Origin of the sequence: Enterococcus sp. DIV0358 (genome assembly GCF_051713465.1) — a bacterium.
Taxonomy (GTDB): Bacteria; Bacillota; Bacilli; order Lactobacillales; family Enterococcaceae; genus Enterococcus; species Enterococcus faecalis.
Window position 1 is genome coordinate 147,576 of the sequence record NZ_JBIOPX010000001.1, and the last position, 22,910, is coordinate 170,485.

A 22,910-nucleotide genomic window follows, 5' to 3' on the forward strand; every position below is an offset into this window, starting at 1 on the left:
GGGTCTTTTATAATCAAGGAACAATGAGTGAGAACGATTCTCAATAAATGTAAAATAACGACAGAAAAATTAAAGAGGAATGGTTATGAATTATTTAGAGGCAGAGGACTTAACTACAGGATATGGTCGTCAAGTGATTAGTGAAGCGCTGAACTGTTCATTTGAAGCGGGAACTATTACAAGTATTATTGGACCAAATGGTTGTGGCAAATCGACCTTGTTAAAAACACTTGCGCGTATTTTGCCAGCTGAGAAAGGCAAGGTGTTCATTAAGAACCAAGAACTTCAACATTTTTCTTCAAAAGAAGTGGCGCAAGAACTAGCGATTTTATCACAAACGCCAGAAAATACAATCGATTTATCTGTTTTTGACCTCGTCTCTTTCGGGCGATATTCTTATCAATCGGGCTGGAAAAGTGTCACCACAGAAGATCAAGAGTACATACAATGGGCATTAGAATTAACAGGCTTAACTGAGTTAGCTAGAGAGTCTGTGGCAATTTTATCAGGTGGACAACGTCAACGGGTTTGGATTGCTATGGCGCTAGTGCAGGATACAGATATTTTAATTTTAGATGAACCGACCACCTATTTGGATCCAGCGCATCAGCTAGAAATTTTAAATGTGTTAAAACGAATTAATCAAGAACATCAGAAAACTATCGTGATGACGATTCATGATATTAATTTAGCTTCTCGTTTTTCTGATCGCGTGATTGCGATGAAAGAGGGAAAGATTATCAATGAGGGAACACCGCAAGAGGTGATTACTGTTACTGGCTTAGCAGATGTTTTCGCTATTCAAGCAGAAATTAGTTATCATAGTCAGACACAGCGGCCACTAGTGCTTTCTTATGAGTTGATGGAAATGGAGCTGGATGGATGAAAGGCATAAGCGGATTTTATAGACACCAATGGCAAGTGTTACTTGTCTGTCTTTTTTTGCTACTGGGGACAATGCTTCTGTCGCTGATGTTTGGTGCGACGTCGGTTTCGATTCAAACGATTATTGAATCATTTACGCACTTCGATGCGACTAATCAAGCGCATCAAGTTATCCAAACGGTTCGGTTGCCGCGGATTTTAGGGGCCGCTTTTGTGGGAGCAAGTTTAGCGGTGAGTGGGGCGTTAGCGCAAGGGATTACACAAAACCCATTGGCAGATTCTGGCTTGCTGGGTATCAACGCTGGGGCTGGCTTGGGCTTAGCGCTTGTTTTTGCTTTCCTCCCTCAGGCAAGTTATTGGTGGCTTTTAGTTGTTTCTTTTCTTGGTGCCGGCGTGAGTGTGGCACTGATTTATTATCTTTCTAATCATTCAATTCGAGGAGCAAGCCCCATGCGTCTGACCTTGGTGGGAGCTGGTATTAGTGCCCTTTTTTTATCATTTAGTCAATTCTTAGCCATTCAGTTCAATTTGAGTCAAGAGTTAACGTTTTGGTTTCTTGGCGGTGTCAGCGTTATTTCTTGGGCGCAATTAAAAATAGTCGTCCCGATCTTTCTGGGTGCATTTGCATTAGCAATTCTGATTAGTCCGTCGGTGACTATTTTACGGTTTGGCGATGATGCAACAATTGGTTTGGGGCGAAATCCGCAGCGTATTCGGTTGTTCGCCAGTATAACGATTTTGCTTTTATCAGGATTGTCTGTGGCGCTGGTTGGCTCGGTCAGTTTTGTTGGTTTGGTGGTGCCTCATGTGATGCGAACAGTTTCTGGAGAAAATTACCAGCGCTTGATTCCGTTTTCGGCGTTAGGCGGTGCGCTCCTTGTTTTGGTGGCAGATTTAATCGCTCGAATGGTGAATCCGCCTTTTGAAACACCATTTGGGATTATCACGGCCTTAATTGGCATCCCGTTCTTTCTTTATTTATTTCGTAAAGGAGGGCAATTAGGATGACACAGAAAAAAGTGTCCCGTTGGGTGGCTGTCTTAATAGTTGGGATTATCCTAACTGCTTGTATCAGTTTAACGCAAGGGGAATTATCTGTTTCCGTCATGGATTTAAAAGCCCTTCTTTTGGGACAGGGAAGTCAGGCCAAACAACTGTTAGTTTGGGATTTTCGGTTACCACGGATTGTGCTAGCGGTCCTTGCGGGCGCAGCTTTAGGCTTAAGCGGCGCTATTCTTCAAGGGATTACTCGGAATCCGTTAGCAGATACTGGGATTTTAGGCATTAATGCGGGTGCGGGTTTGGCAGTGATTTTGTTTATTAGTTTTGTTGAGACGACAAGTATCACGACGTTTGCACTTCCGCTCGTGGCCTTAGTTGGCGGCTTGCTAGCGGCTGTTGGGATTTTGGTAATCGCGTATCATCATCGTTTAGGATTGACGCCAGTTCGAATGGTCTTAGCGGGTGTCATTTTGAGTACGGGTATTTCAGCACTCACCTTATTAATTACATCAAAAATTGACACTGAAAAGTACCGTTTTGTTACAATGTGGCAAGCAGGCAGTATCTGGGGCAGTAATTGGTTCTTTGTGGGCGCTTTATTGCCTTGGCTAGTCATCGGGTTCTTTTTTGCGATGAAGCGTCATCGTCTGTTGGATATTTTACAATTGGGGGACGAAACAGCTATTTCTGTAGGTATTGCTGTGAAAAAAGAACGAATCGTTTCGTTGCTGTTAGCGGTGATGTTGGCGGCATCAGCGATTTCCGTTACAGGGGGAATTAATTTTTTAGGTTTACTTGCGCCACATATTGCTCGCAAATGTGGTTTTACGCAACAAAAACAGGTATTGCCATTGGCGGCGTTGTTTGGGAGTTTACTTTTATTGGTTAGTGATACGATTGGTCGGCTATTGCCTGGCAATGGAGAAATGCCTGCAGGGATTATTGTTGCGATCATCGGTGCGCCTTATTTTCTTTATTTGTTAATCAAAACAAGCGATTCGTTATAAAAAAGAATCAAAAGCTGGGTCAAGCGATCGTTGTGAAAGCAACTGTCATTTGCTCGGCTTTTTTATTGGCGGATTTTTGAAAAAATAGTATGATAAATGCGTAAGAGCATTGAATGGAGGATGAAAGAATGGAAAACTTTAATTTTTATGTACCAACAGACATCCGTTTTGGGAAAGATCGTTTAGACGAATTACCTGCTGTGTTAGATCAATTTGGCAAAAATGTCTTACTTGTTTATGGTGGCGGTAGTATCAAACGTAATGGCTTGTACCAACAAATTACTGATTTGGCCCAAAAAAACGGGCATACACTGATTGAGTTGAGCGGTGTCGAACCAAACCCGCGCATTGAAACCGTTAGAAAAGGAATTGAGTTGTGTAAAGAAAACCAAGTCGATGTTATTTTAGCAGTTGGCGGTGGTTCAACCATTGATTGTTCCAAAGCAATTGCTGCGGGCTTTTATTCGGAAGAAGATATCTGGACAGTTATTACAGCCAGAAAAGGGTATACTGGTCCTGCTTTACCAATCGTGACCATCTTGACTTTAGCAGCAACAGGTAGTGAAATGAACGCAGGTGCTGTCATTTCTAACTTAGAAACCAATCAAAAATTAGGCTTTGGTGGTCCGAATATGATTCCAAAAGTTTCGTTCTTGGATCCAACGAATACTTTTACGGTTCCTCAAAATCAAACAGCAGCTGGCTCAGCGGATATTTTTAGTCATTTGATTGAAAACTATTTTAGCATTTCGACAGGCACAGACGTCCAAGATTTTGTGTCAGAAGGCTTAATGCGAACGGTTATCAAAAATTGTCCTATTGCTTTAGAAAATCCAGAAGATTATGATGCACGTGCTAATTTAATGTGGGCAAGTAGTTTAGCCTTAAATGGCTTAACAGGGCGCGGCAAACAAGGTGTTTGGTCTTGTCACCCAATGGAACATGAATTAAGTGCGTTTTATGACATAACTCATGGGATTGGCTTAGCAATTTTAACGCCTCGTTGGATGAATTACGTTTTGTCTGAACAAACCGTAGGCAAGTTTGCGCAATTTGCTCGAAATGTTTGGGGAATAGTCGAACAAGAAGAGGAAGTAGCAGCGAAAAAAGGTATTCAAGCATTGTATGATTACTTTGTGGCTTGTGGCATTCCAATGACATTACCAGAAGTTGGCATCGAAGCAGATAAATTTGAAGAAATGGCACAACAAGCTGTGGCCCATAGTGCAATTGCCGAAAAGGCTTATGTACCATTGGATGTAGCGGACATAGTAGCGATTTATAAAGATTGTTTAACCGAAAGTCAATTTATTTAATCCATAAAAAAGCGGTTTGCCTTGGCAAACCGCTTTTGTTAATAAGAAACAAGTTCTTATAAGTAGTATTTTTCTTTCACAGTTAAATCATCGTTTAATTCATAAACTAATGGTTTACCTGTTGGGATTTCAAGATCCATAATATCTTCATCAGAAATGCCTTCGATGTGTTTAGCTAAAGCACGTAATGAATTACCATGAGCCGCTACTAAGACAGTTTTGTTGTCTTTTAAAGCTGGCGCAATTTCATCTTGCCAGAATGGTAATGCACGTTCCAAAGTAACTTTCAAGTTTTCGCCACCAGGAATATCGCGTTGGTCTAACATTGCATAACGACGGTCGTTTGCTGCAGAACCTTCATCTGTTGCTTCCATTAATGGAGGAAGAGTATCGTAAGAACGACGCCAGATGTGGACTTGTTCGTCTCCGTATTTTTCAGCAGTTTCTTTTTTGTTTAGTCCTTGTAATTTACCATAATGACGTTCGTTTAAGCGCCAAGATTTGATTTGAGGTACCCATAATTGATCTGAGTATTCTAGTAAATAGTTACAAGTTTTGATGGCACGAGTTAAAACAGAAGTATAAGCAACGTCGAATTCGATGCCTGCTTCTTTAATTTTACGGCCGCCTTCTTTTGCTTCTTCAACACCTTCAGGTGCTAAATCTACGTCAGCCCATCCAGTAAATTGGTTTAAGGCATTCCATTCGCTAAGTCCATGACGAGAAAAAACTAATTTTGGCATGTATAAGCTCTCCTTTGAGTTTAGTTTTCTGAAAATAAGATTTCCACGTTTATTGTACACCGTTTTGCGCAAGATTTCCAATGGAAAATAGTAAAAAAACGTGAAAGTTGCTGAAAAATTAGAGTGAAATCGAATCAAAAAAGAAGCCCCATCTGAAGGACTTCTTTTTTATTCTTAGGAATACAGCCGCTCGACATCTGTCTCAGGTAAATTGATGTACTTATAACAAGTGCCCACCGAAACGCCGCATTTATTAGAAATAAATTGGATTGTTTCTTTGTTTTCGTAATATAATGCACGGATTTTGCGGACGGTACGTCCATCAATTTTTGGACGTCCACCTACTTTTCCGTTTTCACGAGCTTTGTGGAGCCCAACGAGTGTTCGTTCTTTAATTAGTGCACATTCCATCGCAGATAAGCTCTCCATTAATTGGAAATAGGCTTCACCTGTTGGAAGGTGAGTATCAATTCTTTCTGAAATGCTGACAAAATCAACTTGTTTTTCCTTTAACATTTTCATAAAGTCTGTTAATTGGCGGGTTGTTTTACCTAAATGGTGCAATTTACAAACAATAAGTGTATCCCCAGCAGAAAGAAGTTTTTCGACTTCGTCTAAGACACTGATCTCCGCTTGAGGATCAAATGTCTCTTGGAAAATATCATCACAACCAAACGATTGGAGAGTGGTTAGTTGATTTTTTAAATCGTCTTCAATAATAGTTGTGCGTGCATAACCAATTCGTTTCATATATTATCCTTCCTATATAAATAATCTTTTTTCACACATTCTTAACGTGCGGGAACATGTAAGGTTTTCGGTCCATCTTCATAACCGACGATTACCATAGAAACCATATTTAAAAATAAGCCGTGTTCAACGACGCCAACCAAGTTGTCTAAATAAGAACCTAAAGCTTCTGGATCTGTAATTTTTTCTAAATGCAAATCGATGATATGGTGGCCTCCATCTGTTATTAATGTTTCGCCAGCAGCGTTTAGACGAAGTGCTGGGTGATAGCCTTTTTCTTCAAATAAATGCACTAGTTGGCAGCTGCCATAAGGAACAACCTCAACTGGAAGTGGGAAAGCCCCTAAATCGTCCACCATTTTTGATTTATCCACAATCCAAATACATTTCTTTGAATAAGTGGCCACAATTTTTTCAAAAAGTAAGGCAGCGCCACCGCCTTTGATTCCTTGAAAATCAGCGCTGATTTCATCGGCGCCATCAATCGTAAGATCCACATACGGAACCTCATCAATACCCTTTAAAGGAATGCCCAAGGCTAAGGCTTGTTTCTCTGTTTCTTTTGAAGTAGTAACCCCCACGATTGACAATCCTTCTTCTTTTACGCGACGACCAATTTCGTCTACCATAAATTTTGCTGTTGAGCCAGTACCCAAACCGACAATCATGCCGTCTTCTACATATTTTGCAGCTTCGATTCCTACCATTTGTTTCAGATTCATCGCTGTTTTCCGCCCCCTTCAATAGTCAAAGATATTGTACCGTTATTTAACTAAAAAAGATAGAAAGTTTTTGAAAAAGTCATAAAAATTTTTAAAGGAAAAGTGCATTTAAATAGAAGGAAAAGCTTTTTTACGAAAGGCGAAAGAAGAGGGTTGACAGCTGATACTTATCGTGGTATCCTAACAAAGGTGCTTTATCTACAGGTTCCTTATAGGGACGTGCTGACTGTCTATCAAAGCATATTTGATAAAGAGTGCAGAGATTGCATTATTTTTTATCGCGAAAAAAGAACCACCTGGATGTGTGGAACTAGAAGCGAAGTAAGGAAGGAGGAGAACAAGGAATGCCTACAATTAACCAATTAGTACGTAAACCTCGTAAATCTAAAGTAGAAAAATCTGATTCACCAGCCTTAAACAAAGGATATAACAGTTTTAAGAAAACTCAAACAAACGTTAACTCTCCGCAAAAACGTGGAGTTTGTACACGTGTGGGTACGATGACACCTAAAAAACCGAACTCAGCTTTACGTAAATATGCCCGTGTTCGTTTGTCAAACTTAATCGAAGTTACAGCTTATATCCCAGGTATCGGTCACAACTTACAAGAACACAGCGTGGTATTATTACGTGGTGGACGTGTAAAAGACTTACCAGGGGTACGTTACCATATCGTTCGTGGTGCGCTTGATACTGCCGGTGTTAACGACCGTAAACAAAGCCGCTCTAAATACGGTACAAAACGTCCTAAAGCTTAATTATAATAAGACAATAACAACTTGAAAAATCATATTTCGGAAGGAGGAGTTACGGATGCCTCGTAAAGGTCCTGTTGCAAAACGTGATGTTTTACCAGATCCAATTTATAACTCAAAATTAGTAACTCGCTTAATCAACCGTGTAATGGTTGACGGTAAACGCGGGATTGCTGCTAACATTATCTATAATTCATTTGATATCATCAAAGAATCTACAGGTAACGATCCATTGGAAGTTTTTGAACAAGCAATGAAAAACGTTATGCCTGTTCTTGAAGTTAAAGCACGTCGTGTTGGGGGTTCTAACTACCAAGTACCAGTTGAAGTTCGTCCAGAACGTCGTACAACTTTAGGTTTACGTTGGGTAGTTAACTACGCACGTCTACGTGGTGAACACACAATGGAAGAACGTCTAGCGAAAGAAATCATGGATGCTGCTAACAACACTGGCGCTTCTGTAAAAAAACGCGAAGACACACACAAAATGGCAGACGCAAACCGCGCATTTGCTCATTATCGTTGGTAAGATCCTCTCTGTCTGTCGCGTAAAGTGGCAGCAGAAAGTCAATTTACAATCGATTTAAATAAAGAGAGGAGTAAACATACAAAATGGCAAGAGAATTTTCACTTGAAAAAACTCGTAACATTGGTATCATGGCCCACGTTGATGCTGGTAAAACAACAACAACTGAGCGTATCTTGTACTACACTGGTAAAATCCATAAAATCGGTGAAACCCATGAAGGTGCTTCACAAATGGACTGGATGGAACAAGAACAAGAACGTGGTATCACGATTACATCCGCTGCGACAACTGCACAGTGGAAAGGCTACCGTGTAAATATCATCGATACTCCAGGACACGTGGACTTCACAATTGAAGTACAACGTTCTCTACGCGTATTAGATGGTGCGGTAACAGTTCTTGACTCTCAATCAGGTGTAGAACCTCAAACAGAAACTGTTTGGCGTCAAGCGACTGAATATAAAGTTCCTCGTATTGTATTCTGTAACAAAATGGATAAAATCGGTGCGGACTTCTTCTATTCAGTAGAATCATTACATGATCGTTTACAAGCAAACGCTCATCCAATTCAAATTCCAATCGGAGCTGAAGAAGACTTCACTGGAATCATTGACTTGATTAAAATGAAAGCTGAAATCTACACAAATGATTTGGGAACAGATATTCAAGAAACTGATATTCCTGAAGATTATTTAGAAAAAGCGCAAGAATGGCGCGAAAAATTAGTTGAAGCTGTTGCTGAAACTGACGAAGACTTAATGATGAAATATCTTGAAGGTGAAGAAATCACTGAAGAAGAATTAGTCGCTGGTATCCGTCAAGCAACAATCAACGTTGAATTCTTCCCTGTATTAGCTGGTTCAGCATTCAAGAATAAAGGGGTTCAATTAATGTTGGACGCTGTTCTTGATTACTTACCATCTCCATTAGATATCGATGCTATCAAAGGGATCGATACTAAAACAGACGAAGAAACAACTCGTCCAGCTGATGACGAAGCACCTTTCGCTTCATTAGCATTTAAAGTTATGACTGACCCATTCGTAGGTCGTTTAACTTTCTTCCGTGTTTATTCTGGTGTCCTTGAAAGTGGTTCATACGTATTGAACGCTTCAAAAGGCAAAAAAGAACGTATCGGTCGTATCCTACAAATGCACGCCAACACTCGTCAAGAAATTGACAAAGTGTACTCTGGTGATATCGCTGCTGCTGTTGGTCTAAAAGACACAACAACTGGTGATACATTATGTGCATTAGATGCACCAGTTATTCTTGAATCTATTGAATTCCCTGACCCAGTTATCCAAGTCGCTGTTGAACCTAAATCAAAAGCTGACCAAGATAAAATGGGCGTGGCTCTACAAAAACTTGCTGAAGAAGATCCATCATTCCGCGTTGAAACAAACGTTGAAACTGGTGAAACAGTTATCTCTGGTATGGGTGAATTGCACTTAGACGTTTTAGTAGACCGTATGAAACGTGAATTCAAAGTTGAAGCTAACGTAGGTGCTCCTCAAGTATCTTACCGCGAAACATTCCGTGCTGCGACTAAAGCAGAAGGTAAATTCGTTCGTCAGTCTGGTGGTAAAGGACAATACGGTCACGTATGGGTTGAATTTACACCAAATGAAGAAGGTAAAGGCTTCGAGTTTGAAAACGCAATTGTCGGTGGTGTGGTTCCTCGTGAATACATCCCAGCAGTTGAAAAAGGGTTAGAAGACTCTATGAACAACGGTGTTCTTGCTGGTTATCCATTAGTTGATATCAAAGCAAAACTTTACGATGGTTCATACCACGATGTCGATTCAAATGAAACGGCCTTCCGTGTAGCTGCTTCTATGGCATTGAAAGCTGCGGCTAAAAATGCAAACCCAGTTATTTTAGAACCAATGATGAAAGTTACAATTACTGTTCCTGAAGATTACTTAGGTGATATCATGGGACACGTAACAAGTCGTCGTGGACGTGTTGAAGGTATGGAAGCACACGGTAACTCTCAAATCGTTAATGCGATGGTACCTTTAGCTGAAATGTTTGGTTATGCTACAACATTACGTTCAGCAACACAAGGACGCGGTACATTTATGATGGTATTTGACCACTATGAAGACGTACCTAAGTCTGTTCAAGAAGAAATCATCAAGAAAAACGGCGGCAACGCATAATTTTCCTTGAGAATAAAAGGTTTGTTTTTAGAACTATCCTTTTTTCAAGATTTCGTGTAAAATAGCTTATGATGATCAGACGATTTTTAGTAACGTCTATCACATATAAAACAAACAATAAAATTTATATTTTTAGGAGGAACATTCAAAATGGCAAAAGAAAAATTTGACCGTTCTAAATCCCATGTTAACATTGGTACTATCGGACACGTTGACCATGGTAAAACTACATTAACAGCTGCAATTGCTACTGTATTATCAAAACACGGTGGCGGGGAAGCACAAAGCTACGATTCTATCGATAACGCTCCAGAAGAAAAAGAACGTGGAATCACAATCAACACTTCTCATATCGAATATGAAACTGAAACTCGTCACTATGCACACGTTGACTGCCCAGGACACGCGGACTACGTTAAAAACATGATCACTGGTGCTGCTCAAATGGACGGAGCTATCTTAGTAGTTTCTGCTGCTGATGGTCCTATGCCTCAAACACGTGAACATATCTTATTATCACGTAACGTTGGTGTACCATACATCGTTGTATTCTTAAACAAAATGGATATGGTTGATGACGAAGAATTATTAGAATTAGTAGAAATGGAAGTTCGTGACTTATTATCAGAATACGATTTCCCAGGCGATGATGTTCCAGTTATCGCAGGTTCTGCTTTGAAAGCTTTAGAAGGCGACGAGTCTTATGAAGAAAAAATCTTAGAATTAATGGCTGCAGTTGACGAATATATCCCAACTCCAGAACGTGATACTGACAAACCATTCATGATGCCAGTCGAAGACGTATTCTCAATCACTGGACGTGGTACTGTTGCTACAGGCCGTGTTGAACGTGGTGAAGTTCGCGTTGGTGACGAAGTTGAAATCGTTGGTATTAAAGACGAAACATCTAAAACAACTGTTACAGGTGTTGAAATGTTCCGTAAATTATTAGACTACGCTGAAGCAGGCGACAACATCGGTGCTTTATTACGTGGTGTAGCACGTGAAGATATCGAACGTGGACAAGTATTAGCTAAACCAGCTACAATCACTCCACACACAAAATTCAAAGCTGAAGTATACGTATTATCAAAAGAAGAAGGCGGACGTCACACTCCATTCTTCACTAACTACCGTCCTCAATTCTACTTCCGTACAACAGACGTTACTGGTGTTGTAGAATTGCCAGAAGGTACTGAAATGGTAATGCCTGGTGATAACGTTGCTATGGACGTTGAATTAATTCACCCAATCGCTATCGAAGACGGAACTCGTTTCTCTATTCGTGAAGGCGGACGTACTGTAGGTTCAGGCGTTGTTACTGAAATCGTTAAATAATTAACTTTTTAACTATAGTTTTAACCAGCGTGAAAAACTGGGGTATTCGGACGTAAGACCAGAGAATTTATTCTCTGGTCTTTTTTTTGTTTAGAAATTGGCTGGCTAAAAAATAAGCCAATTGGCTGTTTTAGCAGACTTGTTTCTTCCGTATACTTGGAGAAAAAGGGTAGGTGATTTAATGGAAAAAGTATTGACGATTGCAGGCTCCGATTCAACTGGAGGGGCAGGGATTCAAGCAGATTTAAAAACATTTGAAGAGTATGGAGTTTTTGGATTTTCAAGTTTAACCTCGATTGTGACGATGGATCCTACGACAGGCTGGTCACATGAAGTAACTGAATTGCCAGAAACGCTCTTAGAAAAACAATTGATTTCGGTTTTTGCAGGCGGTCCAGTAGCGGCCTTGAAAACAGGGATGATGGGCAATGAACAAAATATTAAAATGGCTAGCAAATACATTAAACAAGAGAAAATTCAAAAAGTCGTGATTGACCCAGTCATTGCTTGTAAGGGCACGGCACAAATTCTGCAACCCAAAAGTGTGGAAGGCCTAAAAAACGATTTACTGCCATTAGCATTAGTGGCCACGCCTAATTTAATTGAAGCGGGCATCTTATCTGGTTTAGGCGAAATTTCTTCCGTGGCGGAGATGGAAGAAGCGGCAAAACGAATTGTACAAATGGGAGCCAAGCATGTCGTGGTTAAAGGGGGACATCGCTTAGCTGGTGAAAAAGCACTGGACTTGTTTTACGATGGTCACACCGCGCATCTTTTGGAAAATGAATTATATCCAACTGATTATAATCATGGTGCAGGTTGTACTTTTTCAGCGGCAATCACAGCTGGCTTGGCGAAAGGTTATTCGGTGTTAGAAGCAGTAACTTTAGCGAAAAAATTTGTAGCAGCGGCGATTAAACACGGTATTCAAGTTAATCCTTATGTGGGGCACGTGTGGCATGGCGCTTACACTCATGCGGAACAACGGATGCGTAAGAAAGCATAATGTTTAGAACTAGAGGAGTCTGTCAAGGACTGGCTCTAGTTTTTTTGTGATAAAGAATAACAATAGTAGGTATTACGTTAAAAGAATGTTCAAATTTTTAAAAGAGGAGTAGAATAGAACTGTAATTGCAAAAAAAGAAGCGGAACATAGAAGGGGTGTTAACTTTTCTGTGCTTCAGTTTAGAACGGACTGTGGTGTTTGTTTTGACGAACTACCGGAAAGCTACTCCTTTTTGTTTTGGCTTCAAATGGTATTTAATGGAGGGAATGCAATGTTAGAAAAAGAAACGTACAGTCAACTGTTTAAATGGTCTTTTTCAAAAAAGACACAAGTCACATACTGGGATGGTACCGTCAAAGAGTATGGGCAAGGGTCGGGGGATCCGGTTTTTAAAATTGTATTCAATGAAAAAATTCCTGTGAAGGATTTACTGAATAACGCTTCGTTAACTTTAGGGGAAGCCTACATGGATCGCAAAATTGAAATCGAAGGCGATATCCAAGCGCTGATTTATGATGTGTATAACCAAAAGGATAGCTTTTTACACAATGCTAAATTTATTAAATGGCTTCCTAAAGAAAGTCATTCAAAAAAACGTTCGCAAGAGGATATTCACAGCCATTACGATCTAGGAAATGATTTTTACAAAAAATGGCTTGACCAAACAATGACGTATTCATGTGCTTATTTTAAAACGCCTGAAGATACATTAGAACAAGCGCAAGTGAATAAAGTTCATCATATTTTAGATAAATTGTTTATCAAAGAGGGGGACACTTTACTGGATATTGGCTGCGGCTGGGGCACATTAATTTTAACTGCGGTGAAAGAATATGGAGCCAAAGCAACTGGGATTACATTAAGTGAAGAGCAATTTCATCATATTCGCCATATTATAGAAAAAGAAGGGCTACAAGATCGAATGACTGTCAAGTTGATGGATTATCGTGATTTAAAAGGAGAGTCTTTTGACCATATTACGAGTGTCGGGATGTTTGAGCATGTCGGTGCAGAAAATCTACATGAATATTTTGACGTCGTTCAACGAAATTTAGCGCCTAAAGGTACGGCATTGATTCATGGGATCAGTCGCCAACAAGGTGGGGCTAAAAATGCTTGGATTAATCGTTATATTTTCCCTGGTGGCTATATTCCTGGTGTCACTGAGCTAGTCGGCCATATGACAGAAAATGACTTGCAAGTGATTGACTTGGAAAGTTTGCGCAGAGATTATCAATTGACGTTGGAACATTGGACAAAAAACTTCCATAATATAGAAACAGAAATTGTTGACGAAAAAGGCGAGCGCTTCTATCGAATGTGGGACTTATATTTGCAAGCATGTGCAGCCTCATTCCAAGCAAGCAATATTGATGTTATTCAATATTTATTGGTTCATCCAGATAACAATGATATTCCAATGCGCCGGATTGGTTAATAGAATAAAAAAGAAAGAATTTGAGATTCTGGTAAAAAAGGAATCCCAAATTCTTTTTTTATAAAAATAGAATGAAAAGAATTGAAAAACAAAACAAATGCTTTTCAAAACAAGAAAAAATTCTTTCAAAAAAACGCAGAAAATCCTTGCTAACACTATCCTTTCATAGTATAATCAAAAAGGTGCTGTTTACAGGAGTGTAAAAAGCATTGGTAGATCAACGATTTGATTTGCCGGCTGTGAAGCGAGAGGTTGCGACACGCTCGGACGCTTTGCCATGAACGAGCATGCCGGATAAATTTTCGTGGAGCTATGTCTACTTTTAAAATAGGCGAAGGAGGGAACAAGATGGCAAAACAAAAAATTCGTATCCGTTTAAAAGCGTATGAACACCGTATTTTAGATCAATCAGCGGATAAAATTGTGGAAACAGCAAAAAGAACTGGAGCTGACGTATCAGGTCCGATTCCATTACCAACAGAACGCTCACTTTACACAGTTATTCGTGCGACTCATAAATACAAAGATTCTCGCGAACAATTCGAAATGCGTACTCACAAACGTCTAATTGACATTGTGAACCCAACACCAAAAACAGTTGACGCTCTAATGAAGCTTGACTTACCGTCTGGTGTTAATATTGAAATCAAACTATAAAATTAAGATGGAGGTGTACTCATGACCAAAGGAATCTTAGGGAAAAAAGTGGGAATGACACAAATCTTTACTGAGTCTGGTGAATTAATTCCAGTAACAGTAGTTGAAGCTACGCCAAACGTAGTTTTACAAGTAAAAACTGTTGAAACTGACGGATACGAAGCTATCCAAGTTGGTTACCAAGACAAACGTGAAGTTTTATCAAACAAACCTGCGAAAGGTCATGTTGCAAAAGCAAACACGGCTCCTAAGCGCTTCATTAAAGAATTCAAGAATGTTGAGCTAGGAGAATATGAAGTAGGTAAAGAAATCAAAGTAGATGTTTTCCAAGCAGGAGACGTTGTTGATGTTACAGGTACTACGAAAGGTAAAGGATTCCAAGGGGCAATCAAACGTCACGGCCAAAGCCGCGGACCTATGTCTCATGGTTCTCGTTATCACCGTCGTCCTGGGTCAATGGGTCCAGTAGCGCCTAACCGTGTATTTAAAAATAAACGACTAGCCGGCCGTATGGGTGGCGACCGCGTAACAATTCAAAACCTTGAAGTTGTTAAAGTGGACGTAGAAAGAAATGTTATCTTAATCAAAGGAAACATTCCTGGAGCGAAAAAATCTTTAATCACAATCAAATCAGCTGTGAAAGCTAAATAAGTGTAGGGAAAGGAGGAACTAAGGAATGCCGAATGTAGCATTATTCAAACAAGATGGAACTCAAAACGGTGAAATCACTTTAAATGAAGAAATCTTCGGAATCGAACCTAATGAAAGTGTTGTCTATGATGCAATCATCATGCAACGTGCTTCATTAAGACAAGGAACACACGCAGTTAAAAACCGTAGCGCTGTTCGTGGCGGTGGCCGCAAACCATGGCGTCAAAAAGGAACTGGTCGTGCTCGTCAAGGTTCAATCCGTTCACCACAATGGCGTGGAGGTGGCGTAGTCTTTGGACCAACACCGCGTTCATACAGCTACAAACTTCCTAAAAAAGTTCGTCGCTTAGCAATGAAATCTGTATTATCAGACAAAGTTGCTGAAAATAACTTGGTAGCAGTAGAAGGTTTAAGCTTCGATGCACCAAAAACAAAAGAATTCAAACAAGTTCTTGCTAACTTGTCTATCGATACTAAAGTATTAGTTGTTTTAGAAAATGGTAACGACTTTGCAGCTTTATCAGCTCGTAACTTACCAAACGTTTCTGTAGTAACTTCTGATAACGTTAGTGTGTTAGATGTTGTGTCAGCTAACAAAGTCTTGGCAACACAAACAGCTCTTACTCAAATTGAGGAGGTGCTTGCATAATGGAATTACTAGACGTAATCAAACGCCCAGTGATCACTGAAAAATCCATGTTAGCTATGGACGAAAAGAAATATACTTTCGAAGTGGACACTCGCGCAAACAAAACTTTAGTAAAACAAGCTGTTGAATCAGCATTCGATGTTAAAGTAGCAAACGTAAACATCTTAAACGTGCGTCCAAAATTCAAACGCATGGGTAAATATGCAGGTTATACAAAAAAACGTCGCAAAGCGATCGTTACATTAACTGAAGATTCAAAAGAAATTCAATTATTCGAAGCTGCTGAATAAGCAGTCCTGAACAATATCAACGTAGGAGGGAAATAAGACGTGGCGATTAAAAAGTACAAACCTACCACAAATGGCCGTCGTAACATGACAAGTTCTGATTTCGCTGAAATCACAACTTCAACACCAGAAAAATCATTGTTACAGCCATTAAAAAACAATGCCGGTCGTAACAACAACGGTCGCATTACGGTTCGTCACCAAGGTGGCGGTCACAAACGTCAATACCGTGTGATTGACTTCAAACGTAATAAAGATAACGTCGCAGCGGTTGTTAAAACGATCGAGTACGATCCAAACCGTTCTGCTAACATCGCGTTAGTTCATTACGAAGACGGGGTTAAGGCATACATCTTAGCACCAAAAGGATTAGAAGTAGGCATGCGCCTAGTATCTGGTCCAGAAGCAGATATTAAAGTAGGTAACGCATTACCATTGGAAAACATTCCAGTTGGTACAGTTATCCACAACATTGAAATGAAACCTGGTAAAGGTGGACAATTAATCCGTTCAGCTGGAACAAGCGCGCAAGTACTTGGTAAAGAAGGCAAATACGTATTAATCCGCTTAAACTCTGGCGAAGTTCGTATGATCTTAGCAACTTGCCGTGCAACAATCGGTTCAGTTGGTAACGAACAACACGAATTAATCAACATTGGTAAAGCTGGCCGCTCTCGTTGGATGCGTAAACGCCCAACTGTTCGTGGTAGCGTAATGAATCCTAACGATCACCCACACGGTGGTGGTGAAGGTAAAACACCAATTGGACGTAAAGCGCCAGTATCTCCATGGGGTCAACCAGCAATTGGATACAAAACACGTAATAAAAAAGCTAAATCAGACAAACTTATCGTTCGTCGTCGTACTAAATAATTTTTTTGACCATGTGTCGTACATTTTGAGAGGAGGTTCACCATGGGTCGTAGTTTAAAAAAAGGACCTTTCGTCGATGATCATTTGATGAAAAAGGTCGAAGCACAACAAGGTGCCGAAAAGAAAAAAGTAATTAAAACTTGGTCTCGCCGCTCTACAATTTTTCCATCATTCGTAGGTTTCACAATCGCTGTATATGATGGACGGAAACATGTCCCTGTTTACATTCAAGAAGACATGGTAGGACATAAATTAGGTGAATTTGCACCAACTAGAACTTATCGTGGCCACGTTGCTGACGATAAAAAAACTAAACGCTAATTTTGAGGGGAGGATATGCAAATGTCAGAACAAATTACATCAGCTAAAGCAACTGCAAAAACAGTTCGCACTTCACCTCGTAAAGCACGTTTAGTAATCGATCTTATCAGAGGGAAAAGCGTTGCGGATGCAATTTCAATCTTGAAATTCACACCGAACAAGTCTGCTGGAATCATTGAAAAAGTTTTAATGTCAGCAGTTGCTAACGCAGAAAACAACTTTGACTTAGACGTTGAAAGCTTAGTCGTATCTGAAGCATTTGTTAACGAAGGACCAACAATGAAACGTTTCCGTCCTCGTGCAAAAGGTTCAGCTTCACCAATCAACAAACGTACTAGTCACATCACAGTAGTTGTAACAGAGAAATAAGTCTCATGAAATAGGCTGTTTTCTTTATGAAAACAGAGCTTAAACATTTAAGAGGAGGGACAATCAGTGGGTCAAAAAGTACATCCAATTGGAATGCGTGTAGGCATCATCCGCGACTGGGATGCGAAATGGTATGCTGAAAAAGAGTATGCTGAATTCTTACACGAAGATTTAAGAATCCGTAAATTTATCGCAACAAAACTTGCTGATGCTGCTGTATCTACAATTGAAATCGAACGCGCTGCAAACCGTGTTAACATTTCAATTCACACAGCTAAACCAGGTATGGTTATCGGTAAAGGCGGATCTGAAGTCGAAAACCTAAGAAAAGAATTAAACAAATTAACTGGCAAACGAGTTCACATCAACATCGTTGAAATCAAAAAACCAGATTTAGATGCAAAATTAGTAGGCGAAGGAATTGCACGTCAATTAGAAAACCGTGTTGCTTTCCGTCGTGCTCAAAAACAAGCTATCCAACGCGCAATGCGTGCTGGTGCTAAAGGAATCAAAACTCAAGTATCAGGTCGTCTAAACGGTGCGGATATCGCTCGTTCAGAAGGATACTCTGAAGGAACTGTACCACTTCACACATTACGTGCGGACATTGATTACGCATGGGAAGAAGCGGACACTACTTACGGAAAACTAGGAGTTAAAGTGTGGATCTATCGTGGAGAAATTCTTCCAACGAAAAAAAACACTGAGAAAGGAGGGAAATAATCATGTTAGTACCTAAACGTGTAAAACACCGTCGTGAATTCCGCGGAAAAATGCGCGGTGAAGCTAAAGGCGGAAAAGAAGTAGCATTTGGTGAATGGGGTTTACAAGCAACTGAATCTCACTGGATTACTAACCGTCAAATCGAAGCAGCCCGTATTGCAATGACTCGTTACATGAAACGTGGCGGGAAAGTATGGATTAAAATTTTCCCTCACAAGTCTTACACAAGTAAAGCTATCGGCGTACGTATGGGTAAAGGTAAAGGGGCACCAGAAGGCTGGGTATCACCAGTTAAACGTGGTAAAATCATGTTTGAAATCGCAGGCGTTCCTGAAGAAGTAGCTCGTGAAGCTCTTCGTCTTGCATCTCACAAATTGCCGGTAAAAACTAAGATCGTAAAACGTGAGGAAATGGGTGGTGAATCGAATGAAGGTTAAAGAAATCAGAGAATTAACCACTGCCGAAATGCTAGATAAAGAAAAACAATTAAAAGAAGAATTGTTCAACTTAAGATTCCAATTAGCAACAGGTCAATTAGAAAACACTGCACGTATTAAAGAAGTACGTCAATCGATTGCACGCATCAAAACAGTATTGCGTGAACAAGCTAACTAATAGTGGAAGGAGGCCAAACGCGTATGACTGAAGAAAGAAATCAACGTAAAGTTTACCAAGGTCGTGTGGTATCAGACAAAATGGATAAAACAATCACAGTTGTCGTTGAAACAAAGAAAAACCACCCTATCTATGGCAAACGTATGAAATATTCTAAAAAATATAAAGCGCATGATGAAAACAACACAGCGAAAGTTGGAGACATCGTAAAAATCATGGAAACTCGTCCATTATCAGCTACAAAACGTTTCCGTTTACTAGAGGTAGTCGAAGAAGCAGTTATTATCTAATAAAACGAGAATTTCCTAATAGATTGAAGCACAAAATCTGAAAGGGGGATACACATCGTGATCCAACAAGAAAGTCGTTTAAGAGTCGCTGACAATTCTGGCGCACGTGAAATTTTAACGATCAAAGTCCTAGGCGGATCTGGTCGTAAAACTGCTAACATCGGTGACGTTATTGTTGCTACTGTCAAACAAGCAACGCCAGGTGGGGTTGTTAAAAAAGGTGAAGTAGTTAAAGCCGTTATCGTTCGTACAAAATCTGGCGCTCGTCGTGCTGACGGTTCTTACATCAAATTTGATGAAAATGCTGCGGTAATTATCCGTGACGATAAAAGCCCACGCGGAACACGTATCTTCGGACCAGTTGCACGTGAATTACGTGAAAACAACTTCATGAAGATCGTTTCTCTAGCACCAGAAGTATTATAATCTCGAGCCCACGTTAAAGGAGGTGCGAAACAGTAATGTTTGTTAAAAAAGGCGATAAAGTAAAAGTTATCACTGGTAAAGATAAAAACAAAGAAGGCGTTGTCTTAGCAGCGTTTCCTAAACAAGATAAAGTTATCGTTGAAGGTGTCAACGTCGTTAAAAAACACCAAAAACCAAACCAAGCAGCCCCACAAGGTGGAATCCTTGAAGTGGAAGCGCCAATTCATGTTTCTAATGTAATGGTGATTGATCCTTCAAACGGAGAAGCTACTAAAGTTGCGTTTAAAGAAGTCGACGGCAAAAAAGTCCGCGTTTCTAAAAAAACAGGTGAAGTTTTAGATAAATAAAAATTGCGGAAGGAGGGCTTACTGAATGAACCGCCTGAAAGAAAAATATATTAAAGAAGTAACACCATCATTGGTGGAAAAATTTAATTACAGCTCAGTTATGCAAACACCTAAAGTTGATAAAATCGTTATCAACATGGGTGTGGGTGATGCAGTATCAAATGCTAAAAACTTAGACAAAGCTGTTGAAGAATTAGCATTAATCACTGGTCAAAAACCACTTATCACAAAAGCTAAAAAATCTATCGCTGGATTCCGTTTACGTGAAGGAATGCCAATCGGTGCGAAAGTAACGCTACGCGGCGAAAGAATGTACGAATTTTTAGATAAATTAGTAACAGTTTCTTTACCTCGTGTACGTGACTTCCACGGTGTCAGCAAAAAAGCTTTCGATGGTCGTGGTAACTATACTTTAGGTATTAAAGAACAATTAATCTTCCCAGAAGTTGATTATGATTTAGTAGATAAAGTACGCGGTATGGACATCGTAATTGTTACAACAGCGAACACTGACGAAGAGTCTCGCGAATTGTTGGCACAATTAGGTATGCCATTCCAAAAATAATATAAGGAGGCGAACTACGTGGCTAAAAAATCAATGATTGCTAAAAACAAACGTCCTGCTAAACATTCAACACAAGCTTATACTCGTTGTGAACGTTGTGGACGTCCACATTCAGTTTATCGTAAATTTCATCTTTGCCGTATTTGCTTCCGCGAACTTGCCTATAAAGGTCAAATTCCCGGCGTGAAGAAAGCTAGCTGGTAAACAAGTAAACTCGCATAAAGGAGGTAAATAGTTCAATGGTCATGACAGATCCAATTGCAGATTTTCTAACTCGCATTCGTAATGCGAACATGGTTAAACATGAAACTTTAGAAGTACCTGCTTCAAAAATCAAACGTGATATCGCAGAAATCCTGAAACGTGAAGGATTTATCCGCGACGTAGAATACATCGAAGATGACAAACAAGGCGTAATCCGTGTTTTCCTAAAATATGGTAAAAACGAAGAACGTGTTATCACAAACTTAAAACGTATTTCTAAACCAGGTTTACGTGCATACGTAAAAGCTGACGAAGTACCAAAAGTATTAAACGGTCTAGGAATTGCAATCATCTCTACATCAGAGGGTGTAATTACTGACAAAGAAGCTAGAGCGAAAAATATCGGCGGCGAAGTAATCGCCTACGTATGGTAATTCTAAAAAATACACAAGGAGGTGTCTCTAAGTGAGCCGTATTGGTAATAAAGTTGTTGTTCTTCCTGCTGGTGTTGAAATCAAGCAAGACGGAAACAACATTACAGTTAAAGGACCTAAAGGTGAATTAACACGCGAATTTTCTTCTGATATCAAAATGAACATCGAAGGAAACGAAGTGACATTCACTCGTCCAAACGATTCAAAAGAAATGAAAACAATCCACGGAACAACTCGTGCAAACTTCAACAACATGGTTGTTGGTGTTTCTGAAGGTTTCCAAAAAGCACTTGAACTTATCGGGGTCGGATACCGTGCCCAAGTACAAGGCAACAAATTAACTTTAAACGTTGGTTATTCTCATCCTGTCGAAATGACAGCACCAGAAGGCGTAACATTTGAAGTACCTGCGAACACACAAGTTATCGTTAAAGGCATCAACAAAGAAGTTGTTGGTGAATTAGCTGCTAACATCCGTGGCGTTCGTCCTCCAGAACCTTATAAAGGCAAAGGGATTCGCTATGTTGGTGAATTTGTACGCCGTAAAGAAGGTAAAACTGGTAAATAATAACAGCTGTGTAGAAAACAGAAGTCAACAACAAGCAACTGTCATTTTATGGGATTTTTCCAATAAAATGCTTTTGTCTTGTCTGCCAGCTTCTCTTTTCCGTAATCTGCTGACTGCTTGAAATATTAGTAGTAAACATTAAATCAAAGAGGTGAAAATTGTGATTACAAAACCAGATAAAAACAAAACACGTCAAAAGAGACATCGTCGTGTACGTAACAAAATCTCTGGTACTGCTGAGTGCCCACGCTTGAACATTTTCCGTTCTAACAAAAACATCTACGCGCAAGTCATTGATGACGTAGCGGGTGTGACGCTAGCAAGTGCCTCTGCCTTGGATAAAGAAATTTCAGGTGGAACAAAAACAGAAACAGCTGCAGCTGTTGGTAAACTAGTTGCTGAACGTGCCGCTGAAAAAGGCATCAAAAAAGTAGTCTTCGACCGTGGTGGATACCTTTACCATGGCCGCGTGCAAGCTTTAGCTGAAGCTGCTCGTGAAAATGGACTAGAATTTTAGGAGAAGGAGGAACACCATTCATGGTTTATATTGATCCAAAACATTTGGAATTAGAAGACCGCGTTGTAGCGATCAACCGTGTAACAAAAGTTGTTAAAGGTGGACGTCGTTTACGTTTCGCAGCTTTAGTTGTTGTCGGTGACAAAAACGGACACGTTGGTTTCGGTACTGGTAAAGCACAAGAAGTACCTGAAGCTATCCGTAAAGCAATCGAAGACGCGAAGAAAAACTTAGTTGAAGTGCCTATGGTTGGTTCTACTATCCCGCACGAAGTAATTGGCGTATTCGGTGGCGGCCGTATCCTTATGAAACCTGCAGTAGAAGGTTCTGGGGTAGCTGCTGGTGGACCAGTTCGTGCCGTATTGGAATTAGCTGGTGTAGCAGATATTACATCTAAATCACTAGGTTCAAACACACCTATTAACGTTGTTCGCGCAACTGTTGAAGGTCTAAAACAATTAAAACGTGCCGAAGAAGTGGCAGCACTTCGCGGTAAATCTGTAGAAGAAATTATCGGTTAAGGAGGACAAAAATAATGGCTGAATTAAAAATTACTTTAAAACGCAGTGTTATCGGACGTCCTCAAAACCAACGTGCTACAGTTAAAGCGTTAGGTTTAGGTAAAGTGAATAGTACTGTTACAAAACCTGCCAATGAAGCAATCAAAGGTATGGTTAACACTATTTCACATTTAGTGGACGTAGAAGAAGTTTAAGATTTATAGATTTGTAATAGAAGATTGCTTAAGGAGGTGCCAA

General features: G+C 40.0%; 33 protein-coding genes. 30 read left to right on the top strand and 3 right to left on the bottom strand.

The features are described from left to right. Positions 1-79 precede the first annotated feature (79 nt). The 4 genes from IGK70_RS00665 (at position 80) to IGK70_RS00680 (ending at position 4,210) form a co-directional block, all read left to right on the top strand. A complete protein-coding gene (locus IGK70_RS00665) occupies positions 80-886 on the top strand; it encodes an ABC transporter ATP-binding protein (protein ID WP_162783089.1) in 807 nt (268 codons plus the stop codon). Then, positions 883-1,893: a FecCD family ABC transporter permease gene (locus IGK70_RS00670; RefSeq protein ID WP_104855721.1), complete on the top strand. Its 1,011-nt coding sequence runs from the start codon at positions 883-885 to the stop codon at positions 1,891-1,893. Before IGK70_RS00665 ends, IGK70_RS00670 begins: the two co-directional genes overlap by 4 nt. Continuing rightward, positions 1,890-2,894: a FecCD family ABC transporter permease gene (locus IGK70_RS00675; RefSeq protein WP_010816253.1), complete on the top strand. Its 1,005-nt coding sequence runs from the start codon at positions 1,890-1,892 to the stop codon at positions 2,892-2,894. Before IGK70_RS00670 ends, IGK70_RS00675 begins: the two co-directional genes overlap by 4 nt. A gap of 113 nt (positions 2,895-3,007) precedes the next feature. Beyond that, positions 3,008-4,210 (top strand): iron-containing alcohol dehydrogenase, encoded by a 1,203-nt coding sequence (locus tag IGK70_RS00680; RefSeq protein WP_181035533.1) that lies wholly within the window; start codon positions 3,008-3,010, stop codon positions 4,208-4,210. Between the two features lie 56 nt (positions 4,211-4,266). On the opposite strand, the gene gpmA is transcribed toward IGK70_RS00680, so the two are convergent. From gpmA to rpiA, 3 genes are all read right to left on the bottom strand, one after another. Continuing rightward, positions 4,267-4,953 carry a 2,3-diphosphoglycerate-dependent phosphoglycerate mutase gene (gene gpmA / locus IGK70_RS00685; RefSeq protein WP_002359343.1) on the bottom strand — a complete coding sequence of 229 codons (687 nt, stop codon included), beginning with the start codon at positions 4,951-4,953 and terminating at the stop codon, positions 4,267-4,269. A 174-nt stretch (positions 4,954-5,127) separates the two neighbouring features. Continuing rightward, complete coding sequence (locus IGK70_RS00690) at positions 5,128-5,703, bottom strand: recombinase family protein (RefSeq protein WP_104855723.1); 576 nt, start codon at positions 5,701-5,703, stop codon at positions 5,128-5,130. Positions 5,704-5,744: 41 nt separating this feature from the next. After that, positions 5,745-6,425 carry a ribose-5-phosphate isomerase RpiA gene (rpiA, locus tag IGK70_RS00695; RefSeq protein WP_002383851.1) on the bottom strand — a complete coding sequence of 227 codons (681 nt, stop codon included), beginning with the start codon at positions 6,423-6,425 and terminating at the stop codon, positions 5,745-5,747. Positions 6,426-6,769: 344 nt separating this feature from the next. Here rpiA and rpsL point away from each other — a divergent pair, with 344 nt between their 5' ends. The 26 genes from rpsL to rpmD all read left to right on the top strand — a co-directional run bounded on the left by rpsL (position 6,770) and on the right by rpmD (position 22,867). Continuing rightward, positions 6,770-7,183, top strand: a complete 414-nt coding sequence (gene rpsL / locus IGK70_RS00700; protein WP_002356190.1) for a 30S ribosomal protein S12 — start codon at positions 6,770-6,772, stop codon at positions 7,181-7,183. Positions 7,184-7,238: 55 nt separating this feature from the next. Further along, entirely contained in the window at positions 7,239-7,709 is a 471-nt protein-coding gene (gene rpsG / locus IGK70_RS00705; RefSeq protein ID WP_002356191.1) for a 30S ribosomal protein S7, read from the top strand. An 83-nt stretch (positions 7,710-7,792) separates the two neighbouring features. Then, positions 7,793-9,874, top strand: a complete 2,082-nt coding sequence (fusA, locus tag IGK70_RS00710; protein ID WP_002356192.1) for an elongation factor G — start codon at positions 7,793-7,795, stop codon at positions 9,872-9,874. Between the two features lie 150 nt (positions 9,875-10,024). Continuing rightward, positions 10,025-11,212 carry an elongation factor Tu gene (gene tuf, locus IGK70_RS00715; protein ID WP_002356194.1) on the top strand — a complete coding sequence of 396 codons (1,188 nt, stop codon included), beginning with the start codon at positions 10,025-10,027 and terminating at the stop codon, positions 11,210-11,212. Positions 11,213-11,393: 181 nt separating this feature from the next. Next, on the top strand, positions 11,394-12,218 hold the full coding sequence (thiD, locus tag IGK70_RS00720; protein WP_002364530.1) for a bifunctional hydroxymethylpyrimidine kinase/phosphomethylpyrimidine kinase: 825 nt from the start codon (positions 11,394-11,396) through the stop codon (positions 12,216-12,218). Between the two features lie 271 nt (positions 12,219-12,489). Continuing rightward, positions 12,490-13,656 carry an SAM-dependent methyltransferase gene (locus IGK70_RS00725; RefSeq protein WP_002389616.1) on the top strand — a complete coding sequence of 389 codons (1,167 nt, stop codon included), beginning with the start codon at positions 12,490-12,492 and terminating at the stop codon, positions 13,654-13,656. Positions 13,657-14,004: 348 nt separating this feature from the next. Further along, positions 14,005-14,313 (top strand): 30S ribosomal protein S10, encoded by a 309-nt coding sequence (rpsJ, locus tag IGK70_RS00730; protein WP_002389727.1) that lies wholly within the window; start codon positions 14,005-14,007, stop codon positions 14,311-14,313. A 21-nt stretch (positions 14,314-14,334) separates the two neighbouring features. Then, positions 14,335-14,964: a 50S ribosomal protein L3 gene (gene rplC, locus IGK70_RS00735; RefSeq protein WP_002356199.1), complete on the top strand. Its 630-nt coding sequence runs from the start codon at positions 14,335-14,337 to the stop codon at positions 14,962-14,964. A 25-nt stretch (positions 14,965-14,989) separates the two neighbouring features. After that, the gene (gene rplD / locus IGK70_RS00740) at positions 14,990-15,613 is read left to right on the top strand and encodes a 50S ribosomal protein L4 (RefSeq protein ID WP_002356200.1); all 624 of its coding nucleotides are present in this window, start codon (positions 14,990-14,992) and stop codon (positions 15,611-15,613) included. Then, the gene (locus IGK70_RS00745) at positions 15,613-15,903 is read left to right on the top strand and encodes a 50S ribosomal protein L23 (protein ID WP_002356203.1); all 291 of its coding nucleotides are present in this window, start codon (positions 15,613-15,615) and stop codon (positions 15,901-15,903) included. The genes rplD and IGK70_RS00745 overlap by 1 nt, the downstream gene beginning before the upstream one ends. Positions 15,904-15,942: 39 nt before the next feature. Continuing rightward, complete coding sequence (rplB, locus tag IGK70_RS00750) at positions 15,943-16,773, top strand: 50S ribosomal protein L2 (protein ID WP_002356204.1); 831 nt, start codon at positions 15,943-15,945, stop codon at positions 16,771-16,773. Between the two features lie 42 nt (positions 16,774-16,815). Next, positions 16,816-17,094 (top strand): 30S ribosomal protein S19, encoded by a 279-nt coding sequence (gene rpsS, locus IGK70_RS00755; RefSeq protein ID WP_002356205.1) that lies wholly within the window; start codon positions 16,816-16,818, stop codon positions 17,092-17,094. A gap of 21 nt (positions 17,095-17,115) precedes the next feature. Next, a complete protein-coding gene (rplV, locus tag IGK70_RS00760) occupies positions 17,116-17,463 on the top strand; it encodes a 50S ribosomal protein L22 (protein ID WP_002356206.1) in 348 nt (115 codons plus the stop codon). A gap of 66 nt (positions 17,464-17,529) precedes the next feature. Next, positions 17,530-18,186, top strand: coding sequence for a 30S ribosomal protein S3 (gene rpsC / locus IGK70_RS00765; protein ID WP_002356207.1), 657 nt, complete (start codon positions 17,530-17,532; stop codon positions 18,184-18,186). Between the two features lie 2 nt (positions 18,187-18,188). Next, positions 18,189-18,623: a 50S ribosomal protein L16 gene (gene rplP / locus IGK70_RS00770; RefSeq protein WP_002356208.1), complete on the top strand. Its 435-nt coding sequence runs from the start codon at positions 18,189-18,191 to the stop codon at positions 18,621-18,623. Then, positions 18,613-18,801: a 50S ribosomal protein L29 gene (gene rpmC, locus IGK70_RS00775; RefSeq protein ID WP_002383858.1), complete on the top strand. Its 189-nt coding sequence runs from the start codon at positions 18,613-18,615 to the stop codon at positions 18,799-18,801. Before rplP ends, rpmC begins: the two co-directional genes overlap by 11 nt. A gap of 23 nt (positions 18,802-18,824) precedes the next feature. After that, on the top strand, positions 18,825-19,091 hold the full coding sequence (gene rpsQ, locus IGK70_RS00780; RefSeq protein ID WP_002359348.1) for a 30S ribosomal protein S17: 267 nt from the start codon (positions 18,825-18,827) through the stop codon (positions 19,089-19,091). 57 nt (positions 19,092-19,148) lie between these two features. After that, positions 19,149-19,517, top strand: a complete 369-nt coding sequence (rplN, locus tag IGK70_RS00785) for a 50S ribosomal protein L14 (protein ID WP_002356211.1) — start codon at positions 19,149-19,151, stop codon at positions 19,515-19,517. A gap of 35 nt (positions 19,518-19,552) precedes the next feature. Beyond that, positions 19,553-19,864, top strand: coding sequence for a 50S ribosomal protein L24 (gene rplX, locus IGK70_RS00790; RefSeq protein WP_002356212.1), 312 nt, complete (start codon positions 19,553-19,555; stop codon positions 19,862-19,864). A gap of 25 nt (positions 19,865-19,889) precedes the next feature. Further along, a complete protein-coding gene (rplE, locus tag IGK70_RS00795; RefSeq protein ID WP_002356213.1) occupies positions 19,890-20,429 on the top strand; it encodes a 50S ribosomal protein L5 in 540 nt (179 codons plus the stop codon). Positions 20,430-20,447: 18 nt separating this feature from the next. Beyond that, on the top strand, positions 20,448-20,633 hold the full coding sequence (locus tag IGK70_RS00800) for a type Z 30S ribosomal protein S14 (protein ID WP_002356214.1): 186 nt from the start codon (positions 20,448-20,450) through the stop codon (positions 20,631-20,633). A 35-nt stretch (positions 20,634-20,668) separates the two neighbouring features. Then, on the top strand, positions 20,669-21,067 hold the full coding sequence (gene rpsH / locus IGK70_RS00805; protein ID WP_002356215.1) for a 30S ribosomal protein S8: 399 nt from the start codon (positions 20,669-20,671) through the stop codon (positions 21,065-21,067). A 31-nt stretch (positions 21,068-21,098) separates the two neighbouring features. Continuing rightward, positions 21,099-21,635 (top strand): 50S ribosomal protein L6, encoded by a 537-nt coding sequence (gene rplF, locus IGK70_RS00810; RefSeq protein WP_002356217.1) that lies wholly within the window; start codon positions 21,099-21,101, stop codon positions 21,633-21,635. A 160-nt stretch (positions 21,636-21,795) separates the two neighbouring features. Beyond that, positions 21,796-22,152, top strand: coding sequence for a 50S ribosomal protein L18 (gene rplR, locus IGK70_RS00815; protein WP_002356218.1), 357 nt, complete (start codon positions 21,796-21,798; stop codon positions 22,150-22,152). Positions 22,153-22,172: 20 nt separating this feature from the next. Beyond that, entirely contained in the window at positions 22,173-22,673 is a 501-nt protein-coding gene (gene rpsE, locus IGK70_RS00820; protein WP_002356219.1) for a 30S ribosomal protein S5, read from the top strand. Positions 22,674-22,687: 14 nt separating this feature from the next. Further along, entirely contained in the window at positions 22,688-22,867 is a 180-nt protein-coding gene (gene rpmD, locus IGK70_RS00825; RefSeq protein WP_002356220.1) for a 50S ribosomal protein L30, read from the top strand. The last annotated feature ends 43 nt before the right edge of the window (positions 22,868-22,910 follow it).